Annotated in this window: 14 protein-coding genes; 4 read left to right on the top strand and 10 right to left on the bottom strand. The window is 63.0% G+C overall.

The genetic code is table 11. The annotated features are described in order from the left end of the window. Positions 1–118: 118 nt before the first annotated feature. The 9 genes from glpK to ACY69P_RS05575 form a co-directional block, all read right to left on the bottom strand. The gene (glpK, locus tag ACY69P_RS05615) at positions 119–1630 is read right to left on the bottom strand and encodes a glycerol kinase GlpK (RefSeq protein WP_462326827.1); all 1512 of its coding nucleotides are present in this window, start codon (positions 1628–1630) and stop codon (positions 119–121) included. A 135-nt stretch (positions 1631–1765) separates the two neighbouring features. Then, positions 1766–3475, bottom strand: coding sequence for an ABC transporter substrate-binding protein (locus tag ACY69P_RS05610; protein ID WP_404843529.1), 1710 nt, complete (start codon positions 3473–3475; stop codon positions 1766–1768). Between the two features lie 154 nt (positions 3476–3629). Then, positions 3630–3929, bottom strand: a complete 300-nt coding sequence (locus ACY69P_RS05605; protein WP_459900893.1) for a DUF2160 domain-containing protein — start codon at positions 3927–3929, stop codon at positions 3630–3632. Between the two features lie 3 nt (positions 3930–3932). After that, complete coding sequence (locus tag ACY69P_RS05600) at positions 3933–4736, bottom strand: carbohydrate ABC transporter permease (RefSeq protein WP_459900891.1); 804 nt, start codon at positions 4734–4736, stop codon at positions 3933–3935. Continuing rightward, positions 4733–5590 (bottom strand): carbohydrate ABC transporter permease, encoded by an 858-nt coding sequence (locus tag ACY69P_RS05595; RefSeq protein ID WP_459900889.1) that lies wholly within the window; start codon positions 5588–5590, stop codon positions 4733–4735. The genes ACY69P_RS05600 and ACY69P_RS05595 overlap by 4 nt, the downstream gene beginning before the upstream one ends. A 93-nt stretch (positions 5591–5683) precedes the next feature. Continuing rightward, positions 5684–6790, bottom strand: coding sequence for an ABC transporter ATP-binding protein (locus tag ACY69P_RS05590; RefSeq protein WP_404843532.1), 1107 nt, complete (start codon positions 6788–6790; stop codon positions 5684–5686). Between the two features lie 15 nt (positions 6791–6805). Beyond that, positions 6806–7909 carry an ABC transporter ATP-binding protein gene (locus ACY69P_RS05585; RefSeq protein ID WP_462326826.1) on the bottom strand — a complete coding sequence of 368 codons (1104 nt, stop codon included), beginning with the start codon at positions 7907–7909 and terminating at the stop codon, positions 6806–6808. A 55-nt stretch (positions 7910–7964) separates the two neighbouring features. Beyond that, complete coding sequence (glpB, locus tag ACY69P_RS05580; protein ID WP_462326825.1) at positions 7965–9242, bottom strand: glycerol-3-phosphate dehydrogenase subunit GlpB; 1278 nt, start codon at positions 9240–9242, stop codon at positions 7965–7967. Next, positions 9232–10833, bottom strand: coding sequence for an FAD-dependent oxidoreductase (locus ACY69P_RS05575; protein ID WP_462326824.1), 1602 nt, complete (start codon positions 10831–10833; stop codon positions 9232–9234). Before ACY69P_RS05575 ends, glpB begins: the two co-directional genes overlap by 11 nt. A gap of 219 nt (positions 10834–11052) precedes the next feature. Between ACY69P_RS05575 and ACY69P_RS05570 the strand changes: the two genes are divergently transcribed. The 4 genes from ACY69P_RS05570 to ACY69P_RS05555 all read left to right on the top strand — a co-directional run bounded on the left by ACY69P_RS05570 (position 11053) and on the right by ACY69P_RS05555 (position 15138). Continuing rightward, positions 11053–11931: a DeoR/GlpR family DNA-binding transcription regulator gene (locus tag ACY69P_RS05570; protein ID WP_462326823.1), complete on the top strand. Its 879-nt coding sequence runs from the start codon at positions 11053–11055 to the stop codon at positions 11929–11931. Continuing rightward, complete coding sequence (locus ACY69P_RS05565; RefSeq protein ID WP_462326822.1) at positions 11924–13216, top strand: (Fe-S)-binding protein; 1293 nt, start codon at positions 11924–11926, stop codon at positions 13214–13216. Before ACY69P_RS05570 ends, ACY69P_RS05565 begins: the two co-directional genes overlap by 8 nt. A gap of 96 nt (positions 13217–13312) precedes the next feature. Further along, a complete protein-coding gene (locus tag ACY69P_RS05560; protein WP_462326821.1) occupies positions 13313–14026 on the top strand; it encodes a hypothetical protein in 714 nt (237 codons plus the stop codon). Between the two features lie 509 nt (positions 14027–14535). After that, the gene (locus tag ACY69P_RS05555) at positions 14536–15138 is read left to right on the top strand and encodes a MarC family protein (RefSeq protein ID WP_404843539.1); all 603 of its coding nucleotides are present in this window, start codon (positions 14536–14538) and stop codon (positions 15136–15138) included. Between the two features lie 41 nt (positions 15139–15179). Here the strand turns inward: ACY69P_RS05555 and ACY69P_RS05550 are convergent. Then, the coding region (locus tag ACY69P_RS05550) for a hypothetical protein (protein ID WP_462326820.1) at positions 15180–15852 on the bottom strand (673 nt) is incomplete at its 5' end.

Raw genomic sequence — 15852 nt, 5'->3', positions numbered from 1 at the left:
GCCCACAAAAAGCGGCCCGGCTGTTCCCAGCCGGGCCGTTTTAGTCGCGAGCGAGAGTGCCATACGCGGGCCGCGGCGGTGACCGCCCGCGTGCCCCGCCTGCGCGCGTGTCTAGGGCCTATTCCACCCAGTTGTAGGTCCGCTCCACGGCCTTTTTCCAGCCTGCGTAGCCTTCCTTGCGGCGGTCGTCGTCCATTTTGGGCGTCCACTTGTAGTCTTCTTCCCAGTTGGCGATGAGTTCGCTGCGGTCGACCCAGAAGCCGGAGGCGATGCCTGCGGCGTAGGCGGCGCCGAGGCAGGTGGTCTCGGTGACGCGGGGGCGAATGACGGGCACGCTGAGAATGTCGGACTGGAACTGCATAAGCAAATTGTTGCGCACCATGCCGCCGTCCACCTTGAGGGCCGTGAGGGGCACGCCGGAGTCCTTGTTCATGGCCTCGACAATGTCGCGGGTCTGATAGGCTGTGGCTTCAAGCACAGCGCGGGCGATGTGGTGCTTGTTGGCGTAGCGGGTAAGGCCCGCGATAACGCCGCGCGCGTCGGGCCGCCAGTACGGCGCGAAAAGGCCGGAAAAGGCGGGAACGACGTAGACGCCGCCGGTGTCCTCGACCTTGGCGGCGAGTTCTTCGACCTCTGCGGCATCCTTGAACATCTCAAGGTTGTCGCGCAGCCACTGCACAAGGGCCCCGGCGATGGCGATGGAGCCTTCCAAACAATAGGACGGCTCGCGCCCGCTGAACTGATAGGCAAGGGTGGTGATGAGCCCGTGGCGCGAGACGACAGGTTCGTGCCCGGTATGCAGAAGGAGGAAGCAGCCGGTGCCGTAGGTATTCTTGGCCTGCCCCGGCTCGAAACAGGCTTGCCCCACAAGGGCGGCTTGCTGGTCGCCGAGGGCGCCGCAGACGGGAACGCGTGCGGAAAGCGGGCCGTGCTCGTCAGTGGTGCCCCATGTGCCTTCGTCGGAGGAAGGAACAATACGCGGCAGCGCCTGACGCGGCACGCCAAGCACCTTGAGAATATCGTCGTCCCACGTGAGGGTGCGCAGGTCCATCATCATGGTGCGGCTGGCGTTGGTGACGTCGGTGACGTGCGCCCCGCCCTGCGGACCGCCGGTAAGCCACCAGATGACCCACGTCTCCATGGTGCCAAAGCAGGCGTCGCCCCGCTCTGCGGCGGCGCGGGCCTCGGGAACCTCATCCAGAATCCATTTGATCTTGGGGCCGGAAAAGTAGGTGGCGATGGGCAGACCTGTGACCTCGCGGAAGCGGTCCTGCCCGCCATCGGCCATGAGGTCCTTGCAGATGCTGTGGGTCCTTGTGCACTGCCAGACGATGGCGTTGTAATAGGGCTGGCCGGTGTTCCGGTCCCACACGACGGTGGTCTCGCGCTGGTTGGTGATGCCTATGGCGGCGAGCTCGGAGCCTTTGATGCCGGACTTGACCAGCGCGCCGCGGATGACTTCCTGCGTGTTCTGCCAGATTTCCATAGGGTTATGCTCAACCCACCCGGGCTGCGGGTAAATCTGGGTGTGCTCTTTCTGGTCCATGCCGACGATGCGGCCACTCTTGTCGAAGATGATGAATCGGGTACTGGTGGTGCCTTGGTCAACCGCACCGATATATTGTGCCATGCGTTCTCTCCTCGGTTGTCGTTTCCCGGCCCATCGGAGGGCGTCGGTCGCCACAGGCGCGCGGCACGCGGGGACGGACGGCTCCCGATGGAAAGGGGCGGGCCGGATAACCGGCCCGCCGTCTGGAGTTGTGTACTACTGGGAACGCCAGGCCTTGAGCATTTCGTCGTAGGGCATGGTCTCGCCCTTTTCGTCGGGGCGCTCGGGCTTGGGCGAACCGGGCTGGCTCAGCCAGTACTCGCGGTCCTTCTTGGGGTTCAGCTTGGGCGAATACTTGGGCAGACGCAGCTTACCCATGAGTTCGTCCATCTTGTAGGCGAGCTGGTCCATGGCTTCCTGCGGCGTAGACTCACCGGTAACGGCGAGGGCCACGTGCTTCCACCACTGCTCGGCCAGAACGGGGTAATGCGGCACGTTGGGGCCGGAGTCGGTCCACATATTCTCCACAGGAGACTTGTAGAACGTCACGATGCCGCCGTAGGTGCCCTTTTCCTCTTCCTTGGCCAGATAGTCGGAGAAGACGGTGGACTTGCGCACCGGGGTGCGGCCAACCACGAACTTCTTCAGGCTCACGGTCTTGGAGATGCAGAACTGCGCCCACAGCCATGCGGCTTTGCGCTCGTCGCCTTTAACGGAGTTCTTGAGGATGGTCCAGGAACCGGCGTCCTGATAGCCAACCTTCATGCCTTCATCCCAGTACTTGCCGTGGGGTGTGGGGGCCACACGCCACAGGGGCTTGCCGTTGTCGTCGGTGACGGGGCTGGAGGGGTCGTTAAACGCGGGGTCGGCCAGCCAGGTGATGTACTGGAACACGCGCTGGGCCACGTTGCCGCGCGCGGGGGTGGGACCGGCCTCGGACCACGTCATGGACGCGGCGTAGGGCGGGGCGTACTTCTTGAGCCATTCCACGTACTTGGTGGTGGCGTACACAGCGGCGGGGCTGTTGGCAGCGCCGCCACGCTCAACGGAAGCGCCAACGGGGATCTTGTTTTCGCAGCGGATGCCCCATTCGTCCACGGGGTAGCCGTTGGGCAGGCCCTTGTCGCCGGTACCGGCGATGGACAGCCACGCGTCGGTGAAGCGCCAGCCGAGGGACGGGGACTTCTTGCCGTAGTCCATGTGGCCGTACACCTTCTGGCCGTTGATGGTCTTGCCGGTGAAGAATTCCGCGATGTCCTCATAGGCCTGCCAGTTCACGGGCACGCCGAGTTCATAGCCGTACTTTGCCTTGAATTCCTTCATGAATTCGGGGTTGGTGAACCAGTCGTAGCGGAACCAGTAGAGGTTGGCGAACTGCTGGTCCGGAATCTGGAGCTGGTTGCCGTCGTAGTCCTGCCCGAATTCGGGGTTCAGGAGGTCGGCCATGTCCAGATAGGGGTCGGTGACGCCTTTGCCTTCGCCGTTCATGTACTCGGTGAAGTTCAGGGCGCTGTCGGCGCGCAGATGCGTGCCGATGAGGTCCGCGTCGTTGACGTAGATGTGATAGATGGGGCGGTTGGTCTGAATCTGACGCTGGACGCGGTCCACGACCTCGCCTTCGCCGATGATGTCGTGAGTGACCTTGATGCCCGTGAGTTCATAGAAGGCCTTGGCCAGCACTTCGGATTCCCACTTGTGGGTGGCGATGCCTTCGGCCACGGATTTGATTTCCATCCCGCGCAGAGGCTTGGAGGCCTCGACGAACCATTCCAGTTCCTTCTTTTGCTGCTCCTTGTCCACGGCGCAGGGTTGGAAGACCTCGATCCATTTTTCAATGACGGCGTCCTTGGACGCGGCCGCCGCCGGAACGACCAAGGTCAGGCACAACGAGAGTGCGGCAAACAGACTTATAGACCGTTTCAGCATGTCCCAGTCTCCTTTTGAAGTCGTGATTGAGTATTTGCTCTCCACCAAATCCGCTGCCAATCGTGTCGACAGAACCTCCTTGCAGAAATCCGTGCTGGTACATCACTTCACCGCGGCACACAGGCCGCTTGAACTCTTTGAAGGCGGCCGGGCGTCAGCCCCAGCGCCCCTGCACAAGCCCCCAACCGAGGGCAATGGCCGTGGGGACGAGCAACATTGTGTCGCCCACCACACCGAGCCAGATAAGGAAGATGAGAATGGCGGACATGATGCCAATGAAGAATCTGTCACCCCGCCGCGTCTTCATGGGGTAAAAGCCCCGGCGCGGAATGCTGGGGCTCGCGGCGTCCCACGCCGCCATGCCGCCAATGGCCAGAAACAGCGTGCCGATGGCAATGCCGCTTGGCACCGTCCAGTACATCCATGCCGTCTGATCAACTATCCAATTCCACATGCGCTAGACCCTCCCGAGGGCGAAGCCCTTGGCCATGTAGTTACGGACAAAGTAGACCACGATGGCGCCGGGGATGATGGTCAAGAAGCCCGCAGCGGCCAACAGGCCCCACTTCACGCCCTCTGCGCCAATGCCAACAGTTAGCTGCACCACCGCAGGCTTGGCGTTGGTCACGGTGAGCGCCTTGGCGAGGATGAGTTCCACCCACGAGAAGGTGAAGCTAAAGAACGCCGTCACACCAATGCCGGGACCAATGAGCGGAAAGAAGATTTTCCGGAAGAACTGCGGAAAGGTGTAGCCGTCCACAAAGGCCGTTTCGTCAATCTCGCGCGGGATGCCGGACATGAAGCCTTCCAGAATCCAGATGGCGAGGGGAATGTTGAACAGGCAGTGCGCAAGGGCCACGGCCCAGCAGGTGTCGTACAGATGCAGGATGTAATACAGCTCCGTAAAGGGCACCATGAAGACGGCGGCAGGCGCCATGCGGTTGGTCAGCAGCCAGAAGAACAAATGATGGCTGCCGCGGAAGGTCCAGCGCGAAAAGGCGTACGCGCCGGGTACCGCCGCCAACAGCGTGATGATGACGTTGAGGCCAACATAGGTCAGGGAGTTCTGGAAGCTGGCCCGCCAGAAGGGGTTGGTGAATATCTCCACGTAGTTCTTGAAGGTCAGCTCGTGGGGATAGAAGGTGAGCTCCTTCAAAATCTCATTGTCGGTCTTGAGTGAGGTGATAATCATCCAATAAATAGGGATGAACAGCACAATGAAGTAGAGGACGAGCAAAATGGTGCGCTTTTTCATTTTCATGACTGCTCTCCTTTGCCGGTATTGGTCATGGCCTGGAAGAAGAGGAAGCTGAACAGAATGACGATGAACAGATAGATAATGGACACGGCCCCGGCGTAGCCCAGCTCATACGATTGCGCCTTGCGCGCCACGTGCAGGCTGAAGAACGTTGTGGAACTGCCCGGCCCACCGCCTGTCAGCAGCAGCGGCTCCGCGTAGATTTTAAACGAGTCCATAAACCGAAGCAGTACAGCTAGGATGAGCACGGGCTTGAGCTTGGGCAGGGTCACGTAGCGGAAGGTGCTCCAGCCGGACGCGCCGTCAATCTCGGCGGCCTGATAGTAGGCATCGGGGATGGCCTGCAATCCCGCAAAGGCCAGCAGCGCCACCAGCGGCGTCCAGTGCCACACATCCAGGACGAAGATGGTCACCGGCGCGTCCACGGGGTCCAGCGCCACGTTGTAGGATGCGCCAAACAGGCCGAACAAGCTGGGCACCACGCCGATGGACGCCTGCGTAAACAGCCGCCAGATAATGCCCACCACGTTGTAGGGGATGAGTAGCGGAATGCCGAGGAGCACAAGGCTCACGGCAAGGCCGATGCCCTTGCGCGGTACAGCCATGGCGATGAGGATGCCGAGGGGAATCTCCACAAGGAGCACCATCAGGCTAAAGCCCATCTGCCGGAGAAACGCGCCCCAAAAGGCGTGGTCGTTCAGCACCTCGACATAGTTTTCAAAGCCGACAAACGTCGGCGCGGAGCCGGAAAAGATGTAGTGCAGGGAATAGTTGATGACCGTCATCAGCGGGATGAACGCACTGATGGACATAAGGACCAGTGCCGGTATGAGGAAGAGCCAGGCTCTGTTTTTCATAAACGCCTCTCTAGGGGGACGAAGGACTCGGAGCGTGAACCTCTGACAGCGCCGTCAATCCGGGGCACAGCGCGCTTGCGCCCGTCCGGGCCGTCAGTCCGGCGCGGCAAGGCGCTTGCCGCCCGCAAAGAGCTTGATGCCGCTCTGCGGAAAGTGCACGCCAATCTCGTCACCCTCCTGCACCGCAAAGTCATTGGCCGCGCGGGCCTTGATGCGCATGTCGCCCTGACGCAGGGTCAGGATGCGGTAAGCCCCCGTGTCTTCAATGACGGAGACGGTAAAGGCGACGCTCTCATCATCCGGCGCATGGCGCGGCTGGACGAACTCCGGACGGATGCCAAGTTCCAGTTCGCCGACAGCGGACGCCGCGTGTTCGCGAATGGGGGCGTCCACGGGGATGCTGAACGGGCCGCAATTGAGGCCGGAATCATCCAGCGTGCATGACAACACATTCATACCCGGCGAGCCGATGAAGTAGCCGATAAACGGCGAGGACGGATCGTCGTGCAGGTCCTTGGGGCTGCCCTTCTGCACCAGCACGCCGCCCCGGACCACAGTGACGTCGTCGGCAAAGGTCAGGGCCTCGTGCTGGTCGTGGGTGACGTAAATCATGGTCTTGCCAAGGGCGCGCTGCACTTCGCGCAGCTGGCGTCTGAGGCCCCATTTGAGCTTGGGGTCAATGACGGTGAGCGGTTCATCCAACAGGACCGCCGCCGTACTCTCGCGCACAATGCCGCGGCCAAGGGAGATTTTCTGCTTGTCGGCGGGATTGAGGCGCGTGGCGTGGGTCCGGAGCATCTTTTCCAGCCCCAGTATGCCCGCCACCTCGTGCACCTTGGCGTCCACCTCGGCCTTGGGGCGGCCTTCGTTGCGCAGGGGAAAAGCAAGGTTGTCGTAGACATTCATGGAGTCGTAAACCACCGGGAACTGGAACACCTGCGCGATGCCCCGTTCGCGGGGCTTCATACCCGTGACGTCGCGCCCGTCGATGAGCACCTTGCCGCGCGTTGGCGTCGGCAACAGGCCCGAGATGATATTCAGGAGTGTGGTCTTGCCGCAGCCGGAAGGGCCAAGAAGCGCGTTGGCGCTGCCGTCCTCCCAGACGATGGACAAGTCCTTCACCGCCCATGTGCGCTCGCTGTCGGGCGTTCCGGGCGGATTGTAGGAATGGGAGACATTAACAAGTTCAACCGTAGCCATCTGCACCCCCCTCGCCTATTCGACGAACGTCTTCACCACCAGCTCTCTGGTGTCGGTATCAAACAGGAACAGCCGGTTCGGATCGAGATACAAATCCACCTGCTCGCCAAGGTGATAACGCGCCACCTCCTGCTCCAGAACAACCATGGGCTTGTCGTGGAACGTGCAGTGCAGTTCCGTATCCGACCCCAGCGTTTCGGACAGGGCGACCTCCGCCTCCAGATGCACAAGGTCGTCGCGCACCTTTTTGGTGTAGAGGTTGTAGGCGCGGATGCCCACGAGGTACTCCCCGCGCGTGAGCTTGTCGCCAAAGTGGCTGACCTCCACGGCAAGCTCGTCGGCAAGGTGGATAAAGGTCCGCCCCTCCTCCTTCACGCACTGGCCGGGCAGAATGTTCATGGTGGGATAACTGAAATAGCGCCCCACATCGGCAAGCCCGGGATAGCGGTACACGCTTTCAAGGTCGCCGTACTGGAGGATTTCTCCGTCCTGCATGTAGCCGACGTGGGTCGCCATGGACAGGGCGTCCACCGGCTCCGGCGTGGCGTAGACCACGACGCCGCCCTTGTCGGAGAGGATGTTTTTCAGCTCGCCGCGCAGTTCCTCGCGCAGTTTGTAGTCCAGGTTCGCCAGCGGCTCATCCAAGAAGGTGAAGGTCGCCTCCTTGATAAGGGCGCGGGCGATGGCCGTGCGTTGGCGCTGGCCGCCGCTGACTTCTTCCGGATGGTGACTGAGCACGGCGGTCAGGCCGAGAAGCTCGGCGTACTGGCGGACCTTGCGGTCCAGCTCGTCCTTGCCGGGTTTCGGCCCTCGCCCCGCCAACAGGGGCGAGGCGATGTTGTCGTACACCGTCATGGACGGGTAGTTGATGAACTGCTGGTAGACCATAGCCACCGGCAGCTTTTGCACAGGTTCACGCGTCACGTCCTTGCCGTTGAAATACACACGGCCCCGCGTGGGTTTGTCGATGCCAGCCATGATGCGCAATAGCGTCGTCTTGCCAGCCCCCAACCCACCGAGCAACGTGAGGAACGAACCATCCTCGATATCGACAGATACGTCCTTCAGGACATCGACACCGTCGTAAGTCATGGTGACGTTCTCGACTCGTATGCCCAAAGCGACACTCTCCTTGCTTACCGGCGTGCGCATCGTGCGGCCGCGCCGCACCGGCTTATCCAACCTGTTCTGCGAAACTGGCCACCGCCCTATCGGCAGTTGCCACGGCCAACCCAGCACCACTTCGCGTCCGGACCCAATCCTGATGCGCAAGGATGGACCCGGCAGCATACATTCGCGGGTGATAAGGACGGCCATCCGCGCCGATGACGCGCATGTCTCCGTCCACCTCCACGCCCACGGCGTTGATGTCATGGCCGCCGGGATCAAAATATTCCAAACGGTTCCAGTCCGACCGCGTGGGCGGCTGCGTGACGGGCACGCCCAGCACCGTTTCCTCCACACCAGTGCGCAGCGCCCGCAGGCCGCCGCCAAGAAAGCGCCCCGTCGCCAGCACCGCGCCCGTGGCCGTCACCCGCACCTCCGGCGTGCGCGCACCGGCCAAAATCTCCAGCCCATCCGGCACCTGCGTCACGGACAGCGCATCCTTGCGCGCCAACAGACGCACGCCCAACCGGGGCATGGATTCCTCGAAGGCCTCGCGCAGGCGGATGCCCGCAAGAGACGGCGGCATGGACGGAATTTCAAACACCGTCACACCAAGGAGCGCCTCCATGGCCGCCAGCACCTCTCCCGGTGCATGGATGCCCAATATGGCGGGCAGACCGAGCGCCTGCACGCCCTCGCAGTGGGGGCGCAGCACCTCGGCAAAGGCCTCACGGTTGGCGGGGACCTCCAGCGCGCGGGCCACGTGCTCGGCAAAGACTTCGTCGTAGCCCTCCAGCCCGGGAAAGGACACCTGAGCGGCGCGAAGGGCGCGCTCCGGGCCGCAACAATTGGCGGCCACCTGCTTGGCGGAAAAGCCCTTCAGCCCCTCAATGCCCACAATGGCGCAGGCCGCATCCGAGGCGAGAATGTCCGGCCCTTTGGCCATGGTGGCGGGCATGGCCCACGTGGGCTTAAAGGTTCCGGCCGGAGACAGGGCGGACAGATTCCGGTCGCCGCCGTGAACGTAGTCCAACCCGGCATCGCGAAGAAACGCCACAAACTGCTCCATGGCCGCGCGAACGTCCGATGGCGCCATACGCGCGTAAGGGTGCTCGGGATTGGCCGCAGCCATGCGCCGCAGGCCCTGCCACGGGTCGTCAAAAACATCCTGCGTCCCGGGCAAAAGGCCAAAAACATCCAAATAGCCGCTGGTAAAAACGATGCCGCCAGTGCTGCCAAGAAGCACGGCGTCCATACCGCGGCGCGAGGCGCTCACCGCCGCGGCTACGCCAGCAAGGCCGCACCCGATTATCGCAAGGTCCGTGCGCACATGCTCAGTGGTCATGGCCGTCACCTCCCCCGCTGTCGTCAGTGCCGTCAGTCTCCCCGGTCTGCACCATATCCAGCCCCATCAGGCCGCAGTGCAGAGCCTCGGCCAATTCCGCCTGCGCAAGCTGTACGCCCCAGAGGACGGGCCGCTGGCCCTTGAAGCGCTCCGAGAAAAATTCGCGCATGCGCACCAGCCCTTCGGGGGAATCAAACTCCCCGGCGTCGTACAGGTGCGCCCCAACACGGATGCCGCAAAACGCGCCCTGACAGGCGCCCTTGCCCACGCGGCTGCGCAGGCCAATGGCCCGCAGCGCCGGGCGCGAGGCGTATTCCCGGCAGCCGGACATAATGTCGTCCACAGTGCTGCGGGGCACCATTTCGCACTCGCACAGCAGGGCGTCGTCCGGGCTGTGGCGGCGCGCCCATTCGCGCGGGGTCAGGCCCGGTTCGGTCCAGCGGCACCGGTCCGCCGGGGGGAGCGCTTCCTCGTGGGTGCGGCACGGGGCGTCCACCCCAAGGCGCTGGCACACAAGGTCGGCAGTCTTCTCGGCCATCAGGCGATAGGTGGTCAGCTTGCCGCCGGTCACGGTGAAAAAGTTCTCCACCCCGTCCTCGGCATGGTCAAAAAGCTCAAAGCCGCGGCTCACGGCGCGGTCATCGCCGCTGCCGCCAAGGTCGATGAGTGGGCGCACTCCGGCGTAGGCCCGCACATAGCGCGCTGTGGCAAGGCGCGGCACCATGGGCGAACCTTCGATGATATTTTCGTCAACTTCGGGGATGGTGGGACGGATGGTGTCAAGGTTGTGAACGCGCTCCGACGTGGTCCCAAGGACGGACACCGTACCTCCCGGCACCACGATATCGCCGTTGCCGGGGGGACGCAGGCGGTTGATGACGTGGTCGGTCATGCGCTCGTGGGTGACGAGAAGCGTGCCCTTGGAGTAGCGCATGGGGATGGTGATGCCCGCCTTGGCCGCCACCCACGCGGCCCACGCGCCAGACGCGCTGACCACATACTCCGGCTCCACAATGGTTTCCCGCCCGGACCGCGTGTGGCGCAGGTGCACCCGCACAATGCGCCCGCCGTCCATCTCGAACTTCTCCACAATGGTACGGCGCATATACCCCGCGCCCATATCCCGGGCGTGGTACAAATTTTCTAGGGACAGGCGGAAGGGGTCGATGGAGGCATCGCGCACGGCGTAGGCGGCGATGGTCTTGGGCGAGAGTTCCGGCTCCCGCTCTAAGGCGTCCTGCACCGCCATGGGCGTGCAGGGCACGCCGCTGGCCTCGCACAGGCCGGGGAACCGGGCGATGTAGTCTTCATCATCCCCCGCCACGGCAACAAAAAGCCCCCCTGTGTCCTCGACACATTGGGGGGCAATACGTTTGATAATTTCGGCTTCTTCCCGGCACTCCGCAGCGGAATGCGGATCGCTGTGCACGTAGCGCGCACCGCTGTGCAGCAGGCCATGGTTACCGCCCGAGGCGCCGGCGTTCACATCGCGTTTTTCCACAACGATGCTCCGAACACCACGCAGGGCCAAATCCCTTGCGAGGCCGGTGCCCGTCGCTCCTCCGCCTATAATCAGCACCTGTGTCTGCATGCGCGCCCCGTTGGCTATTTGCCGACATCTTTCTAAAGTACAAGAAATTGCCAAGCAAATGTACCCCATACGCACAATTTGTCAACACAGCACCGCAAAAAGAACACCACACTCGGCAAAGCAATGTCACATTTCGACCAGCAGTGACAAAGAACCGCCACATGTGGCATACTGCATCTCGAATGCATATTGATTAACCACTCAAACACAGCGGTACATATGCCACACACCTCAGAGGCAACACACAACAGCGCTACAGCCACGGGCAATTTTACCGATGCGGCCACCCTCGCGCTGTCCGCCAGACAAAAAGGCATCCTCCGGGGCATCCTCAGCCGTGGTTTTATGCCGCTGGACGCGCTGGCCGAGCATTTTTCCTGCTCCACACAGACCATCCGGCGCGACGTCCGCGCCCTTGCCGCGCAGGGGCTTATCCGCCGCTATCACGGCGGCGCGGGTCCGGCCTCCGGTTCGCACAATGCCGCTTATGGCGTCCGGCGCGAGCTGTGCGCCCCGCAAAAGCGGCGCATTGCGCGCCTTGTAGCCAGCCGCATCCCGGACCATGCCTCGGTGGTGCTGGACATCGGCACCACGTCGGAATTCATCGCCGAGGCGCTGGCCGGGCACACCGGCCTGCGCATTATCACCAACAACCTGAACGTTGCCGCCCTGATGCGCGGCGCGCGCGACGTGGACATTCTGGTCGCGGGCGGACGGCTACGCCAGCGCGACAACGGCATCATCGGCGAAAGCGCCGTGGAATTCTTCAAGCAGTTTCGCCCGGACTATGGCGTGGTCACCCTCAGCGGCATCGACACCGACGGCACCCTGCTGGACTTTGACGAGCGCGAAATCCGCATTACGCGGTGTATTATGCGCACCTGCCGCCGCGCGTTTCTGGCGGCGGACAAGAGCAAGTTCGGACGCGGCGCAATGATGCGCCTTGGCCATATTTCCGACGTGGACGCGCTGTTTACCGACGGCGCGCCCCCCGGACGCTTCCGGGAAATTCTCTCACAGGCCGGAGTCTGCCTGCACGTTGCCGCCGCTGGCGACGAGGACGCCCCCGGCCCCGACAAGCGAGGGCACAATGACTGATACTGCCACGAGGGCGCGGGACATTCCCGCCTTTCGCGACCTCTCGCGCCAGCTGTTCCCCACCGGGGGCAGCTTTGACACCTGCCTGACCTGCGGCATGTGCTCCTCGGCCTGCCCGGCCACGGGGCTGGCAGGGCTGGACCCGCGCAAGTTCGTGCGCATGGCCACCTTGGGCATGGACGACGAACTGGCGCGCACACCGTGGGTGTGGATGTGCACCATGTGCCGCCGCTGCGTGCACGTATGCCCCATGCAAATCGACATCCCCGCGCTGGTCTATGCCGCCCGCGCCGCATGGCCGCGCGAGGAGCGCCCGCGCGGGATTATCGGCTCCTGCGACCAAGCCCTGCGCACCCCCGGCGCCAGCGCCATGGGCGCCAGCTCCGAGGACTTCGCCTTCGTTGTCGAGGACGTTCTGGAGGAAGTGCGCGACACGCAGGACGGCCAAGCCGCACTGGACGCGCCCATAGACAAGCACGGCGCCATGTTCTTCCTGAACCAAAACTCCCGCGAGCCAGTCACCGAGCCCGACGAAATGGTGCCGCTGTGGAAGATTCTGAACGTGGTGGGGGCGGACTGGACCTACGGCTCCGTTGGCTGGGCCGCAGAAAACTACTGCATGTTTGCAGCGGACGACGCCAGTTGGGAGCGCATCGTCCGAAAAAAGGTGGAGGCGGTTGAAGCGCTGGGCTGTTCAGTCTGGCTCAACACTGAATGAGGCCACGAATTTTACGCAGTCCGGGCCGGACTGGAAAAATTCGGCATTACGCCATCGTTTCGACTGGAGAGCATCATCCCGTGGTACGCGCGCTGGATTCGCGAGGGCAAGCTGCCCGTCAACGCGGACTGGAACCGCGACCTCGGCCTGACCTTTACCATACAGGACCCATGCCAGCTGGTGCGCAAGACCCTTGGCGATCCCGTGGCCGAGGATCTGCGCTTTGTCACCAAGGCCGTGGTTGGCGAGGAAAACTTCATTGAAATGCACCCCAACCGCTCCAGCAACTACTGCTGCGGCGGGGGCGGCGGCGCGCTCCAATCGGGCTACGCCGCAGAGCGCCGCGCCTACGGCAAATTCAAAGCGCAGCAGATTTTGGCCACGGGGGCGGACTATGTCATCACCCCCTGCCACAACTGCCACTCGCAAATCCACGACTTGCGCTCCGTGTACAATGGTGCGTGGCACACCGTGCACCTGTGGACGCTTATTTGCCTGTCCCTTGGCATCCTTGGCGAAGCCGAGCGCACGTATCTGGGGCAGGAACTGCAATCGCAGTGTCTGTAGCGCGCAGAACGAAACACCGCAAAAAACCTGTAAAATTCGAAACGGGATGCATTGTTCTTTTGACAATGCATCCCGTTTCGCCATACAACTTCACACATGGACATTCCCACAGCGGAAGCAATCATCCCCGTCGCCATTCACGAACAGGATGATTACCTGTGCGACGTGAAGCAGGTTGTCCTCCACGACGTGATGAAGGCCGCGCGGAATGCGTACAACGACGCCATCAGGGTGCATTGTCGGCACTGCTACAAGCCGTTCACCCCTACGGTACTGCGGGACCTCACCACCCACGAGGAACGCTGTCACGCATGGGCGTGGCATCTTGTCTCCGGTGTAGACTCGCCCCTGCCCGAAAGCCTGCTCACCCTCATCGCCAAGCGCTTTGCCGCCGCGCTGGCCGCCTCGCCCCCCATTCCCTCAACAGGCTTTCCCCGTCCACCCCGGTTCGACTTTCTGCGCTTTTTCCCCTTCCCCCAAGGGCATCTAGAAATCCGCAAACTCCCCGCTCCACCCCGGCGGTATATCCTCACCAGCCCCATTCTGCGCAGTTCGTGGTGCACCATGGACATGGCCAGCACCGCCGTTGGCGACCGCGCCTTTTCCCTGCCGCCCGAAGACCTCCCCCTCACCCTCGCCCTTGGCTGGAACGCCCCGCCAGACGCCCCGCACTGCCGCATTCTCGCCGAACTTGCCGAAGACCGCCGCCTCATCCACAGCGCCCAGATGGAAGCCCAAGCCGACGGCCTGCGTCTGCGCCTACGCTACCGCCGCGCCCTGCACGTTACCGGAGCCGAAGCCCCGGTGTAAGCCATCCTGCGCCCCCAGCCGCCATCCATCCGCGAGCCAACACCCCGTTTCAGTGTCCCTTTGCACGCTGCGCCATGCGCCCCAGCTGGAGTGTTCTCCGCCCACTGTGCGCCCACTCTGCGCCGCGCGCCACCAGCACAACACTCCCGGCCTCTCTCCTTCGTCCACCGCCCCGCCCGGCGTACTGCCCCCGATGCCACCGTCACATCAATCGCTCTTTTCCCACCGCCCCGCGCATCACTCTGCGTTCCAGTCCCCCAGCCTCTCCTTCACACGTCTCCGCATCTTTCTCCTTATGCGAATCATACAAAATGCTGTGGCATCTCAAGCCGTTCCATTCGCCCTTCTGCGCATTTTCCTGCGGCGACGCCCGGACATCCGCACATTGTGGTTGACGCGGAGGGCATCAAGGCAGTAGTGAGCGCGCCTTGACACACATCGGCCCCGCCGCACCCGCAACACTGCGCCGGGGCCGCGCTACTTCCTTTTTTTTCGCATGAGGTATGGGAATGAGTCTCTTCATCAACATCTTCACGAAGTTTTTCTTCGTGCTGGCCCCCTTTTTTGTGCTGTCCATGTTCCTTGCCCTCACCAAGGGCATGACCAAGCAGGAGCAGCACGGCATCGCCATCCGCACCACCATCTCCACCATTGTGCTGTGCGGCATCATCTTCTTTTTCGGCAACCCGCTGTTCCGGATTCTGGGCATTACGCTGGATAGCTTCCGCATTGGCGCTGGCGCACTGCTGTTTTTGTCCGCCGTCGCACTGGTGCAGGGCAACAAGGACAAAAAGAAGGACGACAAGGTTGACCCCGGCGAAGGCGACATCAGCGTTGTGCCCCTTGCCATCCCCATCGCCGTCGGCCCCGCCACGGTGGGTGTTATGATGGTTATGGGCGCTGGGCTTGGCTCCTCGCTGGAAAAGGCCATCGGCTTTGCCGCCATGTCCGCCGCGGTGGTGTGCCTTGGCGTGATTCTCTTTATGGCCTCGCGCATCAAGCGCGCCCTTGGCAATGTGGGGATTGAAATCCTCACCAAGCTCTCGGGCCTTGTGCTGGCGGCCCTCGCCGCGCAAATCGTCTTCACAGGCATTAAAAATTTCATGCAGTAACGCAAAAGCGCCCCAGCCTTTCGGCCGGGGCGCTTTTTTCATCAGGCGGCTGTGCCGCCGTACGCGCTGATGATACGCTCCACAAGGTATCCGGGACTCCCCGGCGTCAGCGCGTCAAAGGCCGCTTCCGCCTTCGCGCCGCACACGTCCAGCCGCGCCAACATATCACGCGTTGCCGCGTCCGCCAGCTTCCGCCCGGTTTCGTCCGCGCCAAAGGCGGCGTCCACACGCTCCACCCCGCGCATAAGGAGCACGCTCCACGGCTTCGGCGCAAGGGCAAAGACACCCGCTATGCGCCGGGCGTCGTCCGCGCTGTATATCGTGCCAACACACCACAGCATCTGCGACTTGCGCCACTCGCCGCGCAGGCACAGCAGCACCCCGCGCACCATGGACCCGGGATACGTGGTCCACTGCTCTTCCTCCAGCACGTCCAGAAGGGTTGTGTATTCCTCCTCGCCAAAGACGCCGCGCGCGTCATCCACCGCCGCAAACGCCGTAGCACAGTCGCCCTGCTCATAAGCCGTCATCATCTGTTCAATGGCCGCCACCCGCGCGGCTTCGCGCTGGGCAAGGGCCACCCGTTCCGCTGCCGCCCGCCGCGACCGCACGCGGGACGCGGCGCGCTGGGCGCAGGTGTCGTCAATCCCCTGCGCACGGAGCGCCGACGACGGTTCCAGAGCCTCCAGCGCGGCGTCGTAGTCCACCTCTCCG

It is taken from the genome of Desulfobaculum sp., assembly GCF_054921475.1.
The sequence above is the reverse complement of the archived record's forward strand: the minus strand, read 5'-3'. Positions and strand labels throughout refer to the sequence as shown.

Coding starts and splice junctions, on each gene's coding strand:
- ACY69P_RS05570 (WP_462326823.1), top strand. CDS start 11,053: ATGCCACACACCTCAGAGGCAACACACAACAGCGCTACAGCCACGGGC.
- ACY69P_RS05610 (WP_404843529.1), bottom strand. CDS start 3,475: ATGCTGAAACGGTCTATAAGTCTGTTTGCCGCACTCTCGTTGTGCCTG.
- ACY69P_RS05560 (WP_462326821.1), top strand. CDS start 13,313: ATGGACATTCCCACAGCGGAAGCAATCATCCCCGTCGCCATTCACGAA.
- ACY69P_RS05600 (WP_459900891.1), bottom strand. CDS start 4,736: ATGAAAATGAAAAAGCGCACCATTTTGCTCGTCCTCTACTTCATTGTG.
- ACY69P_RS05595 (WP_459900889.1), bottom strand. CDS start 5,590: ATGAAAAACAGAGCCTGGCTCTTCCTCATACCGGCACTGGTCCTTATG.
- glpK (WP_462326827.1), bottom strand. CDS start 1,630: ATGGCACAATATATCGGTGCGGTTGACCAAGGCACCACCAGTACCCGA.
- ACY69P_RS05555 (WP_404843539.1), top strand. CDS start 14,536: ATGAGTCTCTTCATCAACATCTTCACGAAGTTTTTCTTCGTGCTGGCC.
- ACY69P_RS05575 (WP_462326824.1), bottom strand. CDS start 10,833: ATGCAGACACAGGTGCTGATTATAGGCGGAGGAGCGACGGGCACCGGC.
- ACY69P_RS05605 (WP_459900893.1), bottom strand. CDS start 3,929: ATGTGGAATTGGATAGTTGATCAGACGGCATGGATGTACTGGACGGTG.
- glpB (WP_462326825.1), bottom strand. CDS start 9,242: ATGACCACTGAGCATGTGCGCACGGACCTTGCGATAATCGGGTGCGGC.
- ACY69P_RS05590 (WP_404843532.1), bottom strand. CDS start 6,790: ATGGCTACGGTTGAACTTGTTAATGTCTCCCATTCCTACAATCCGCCC.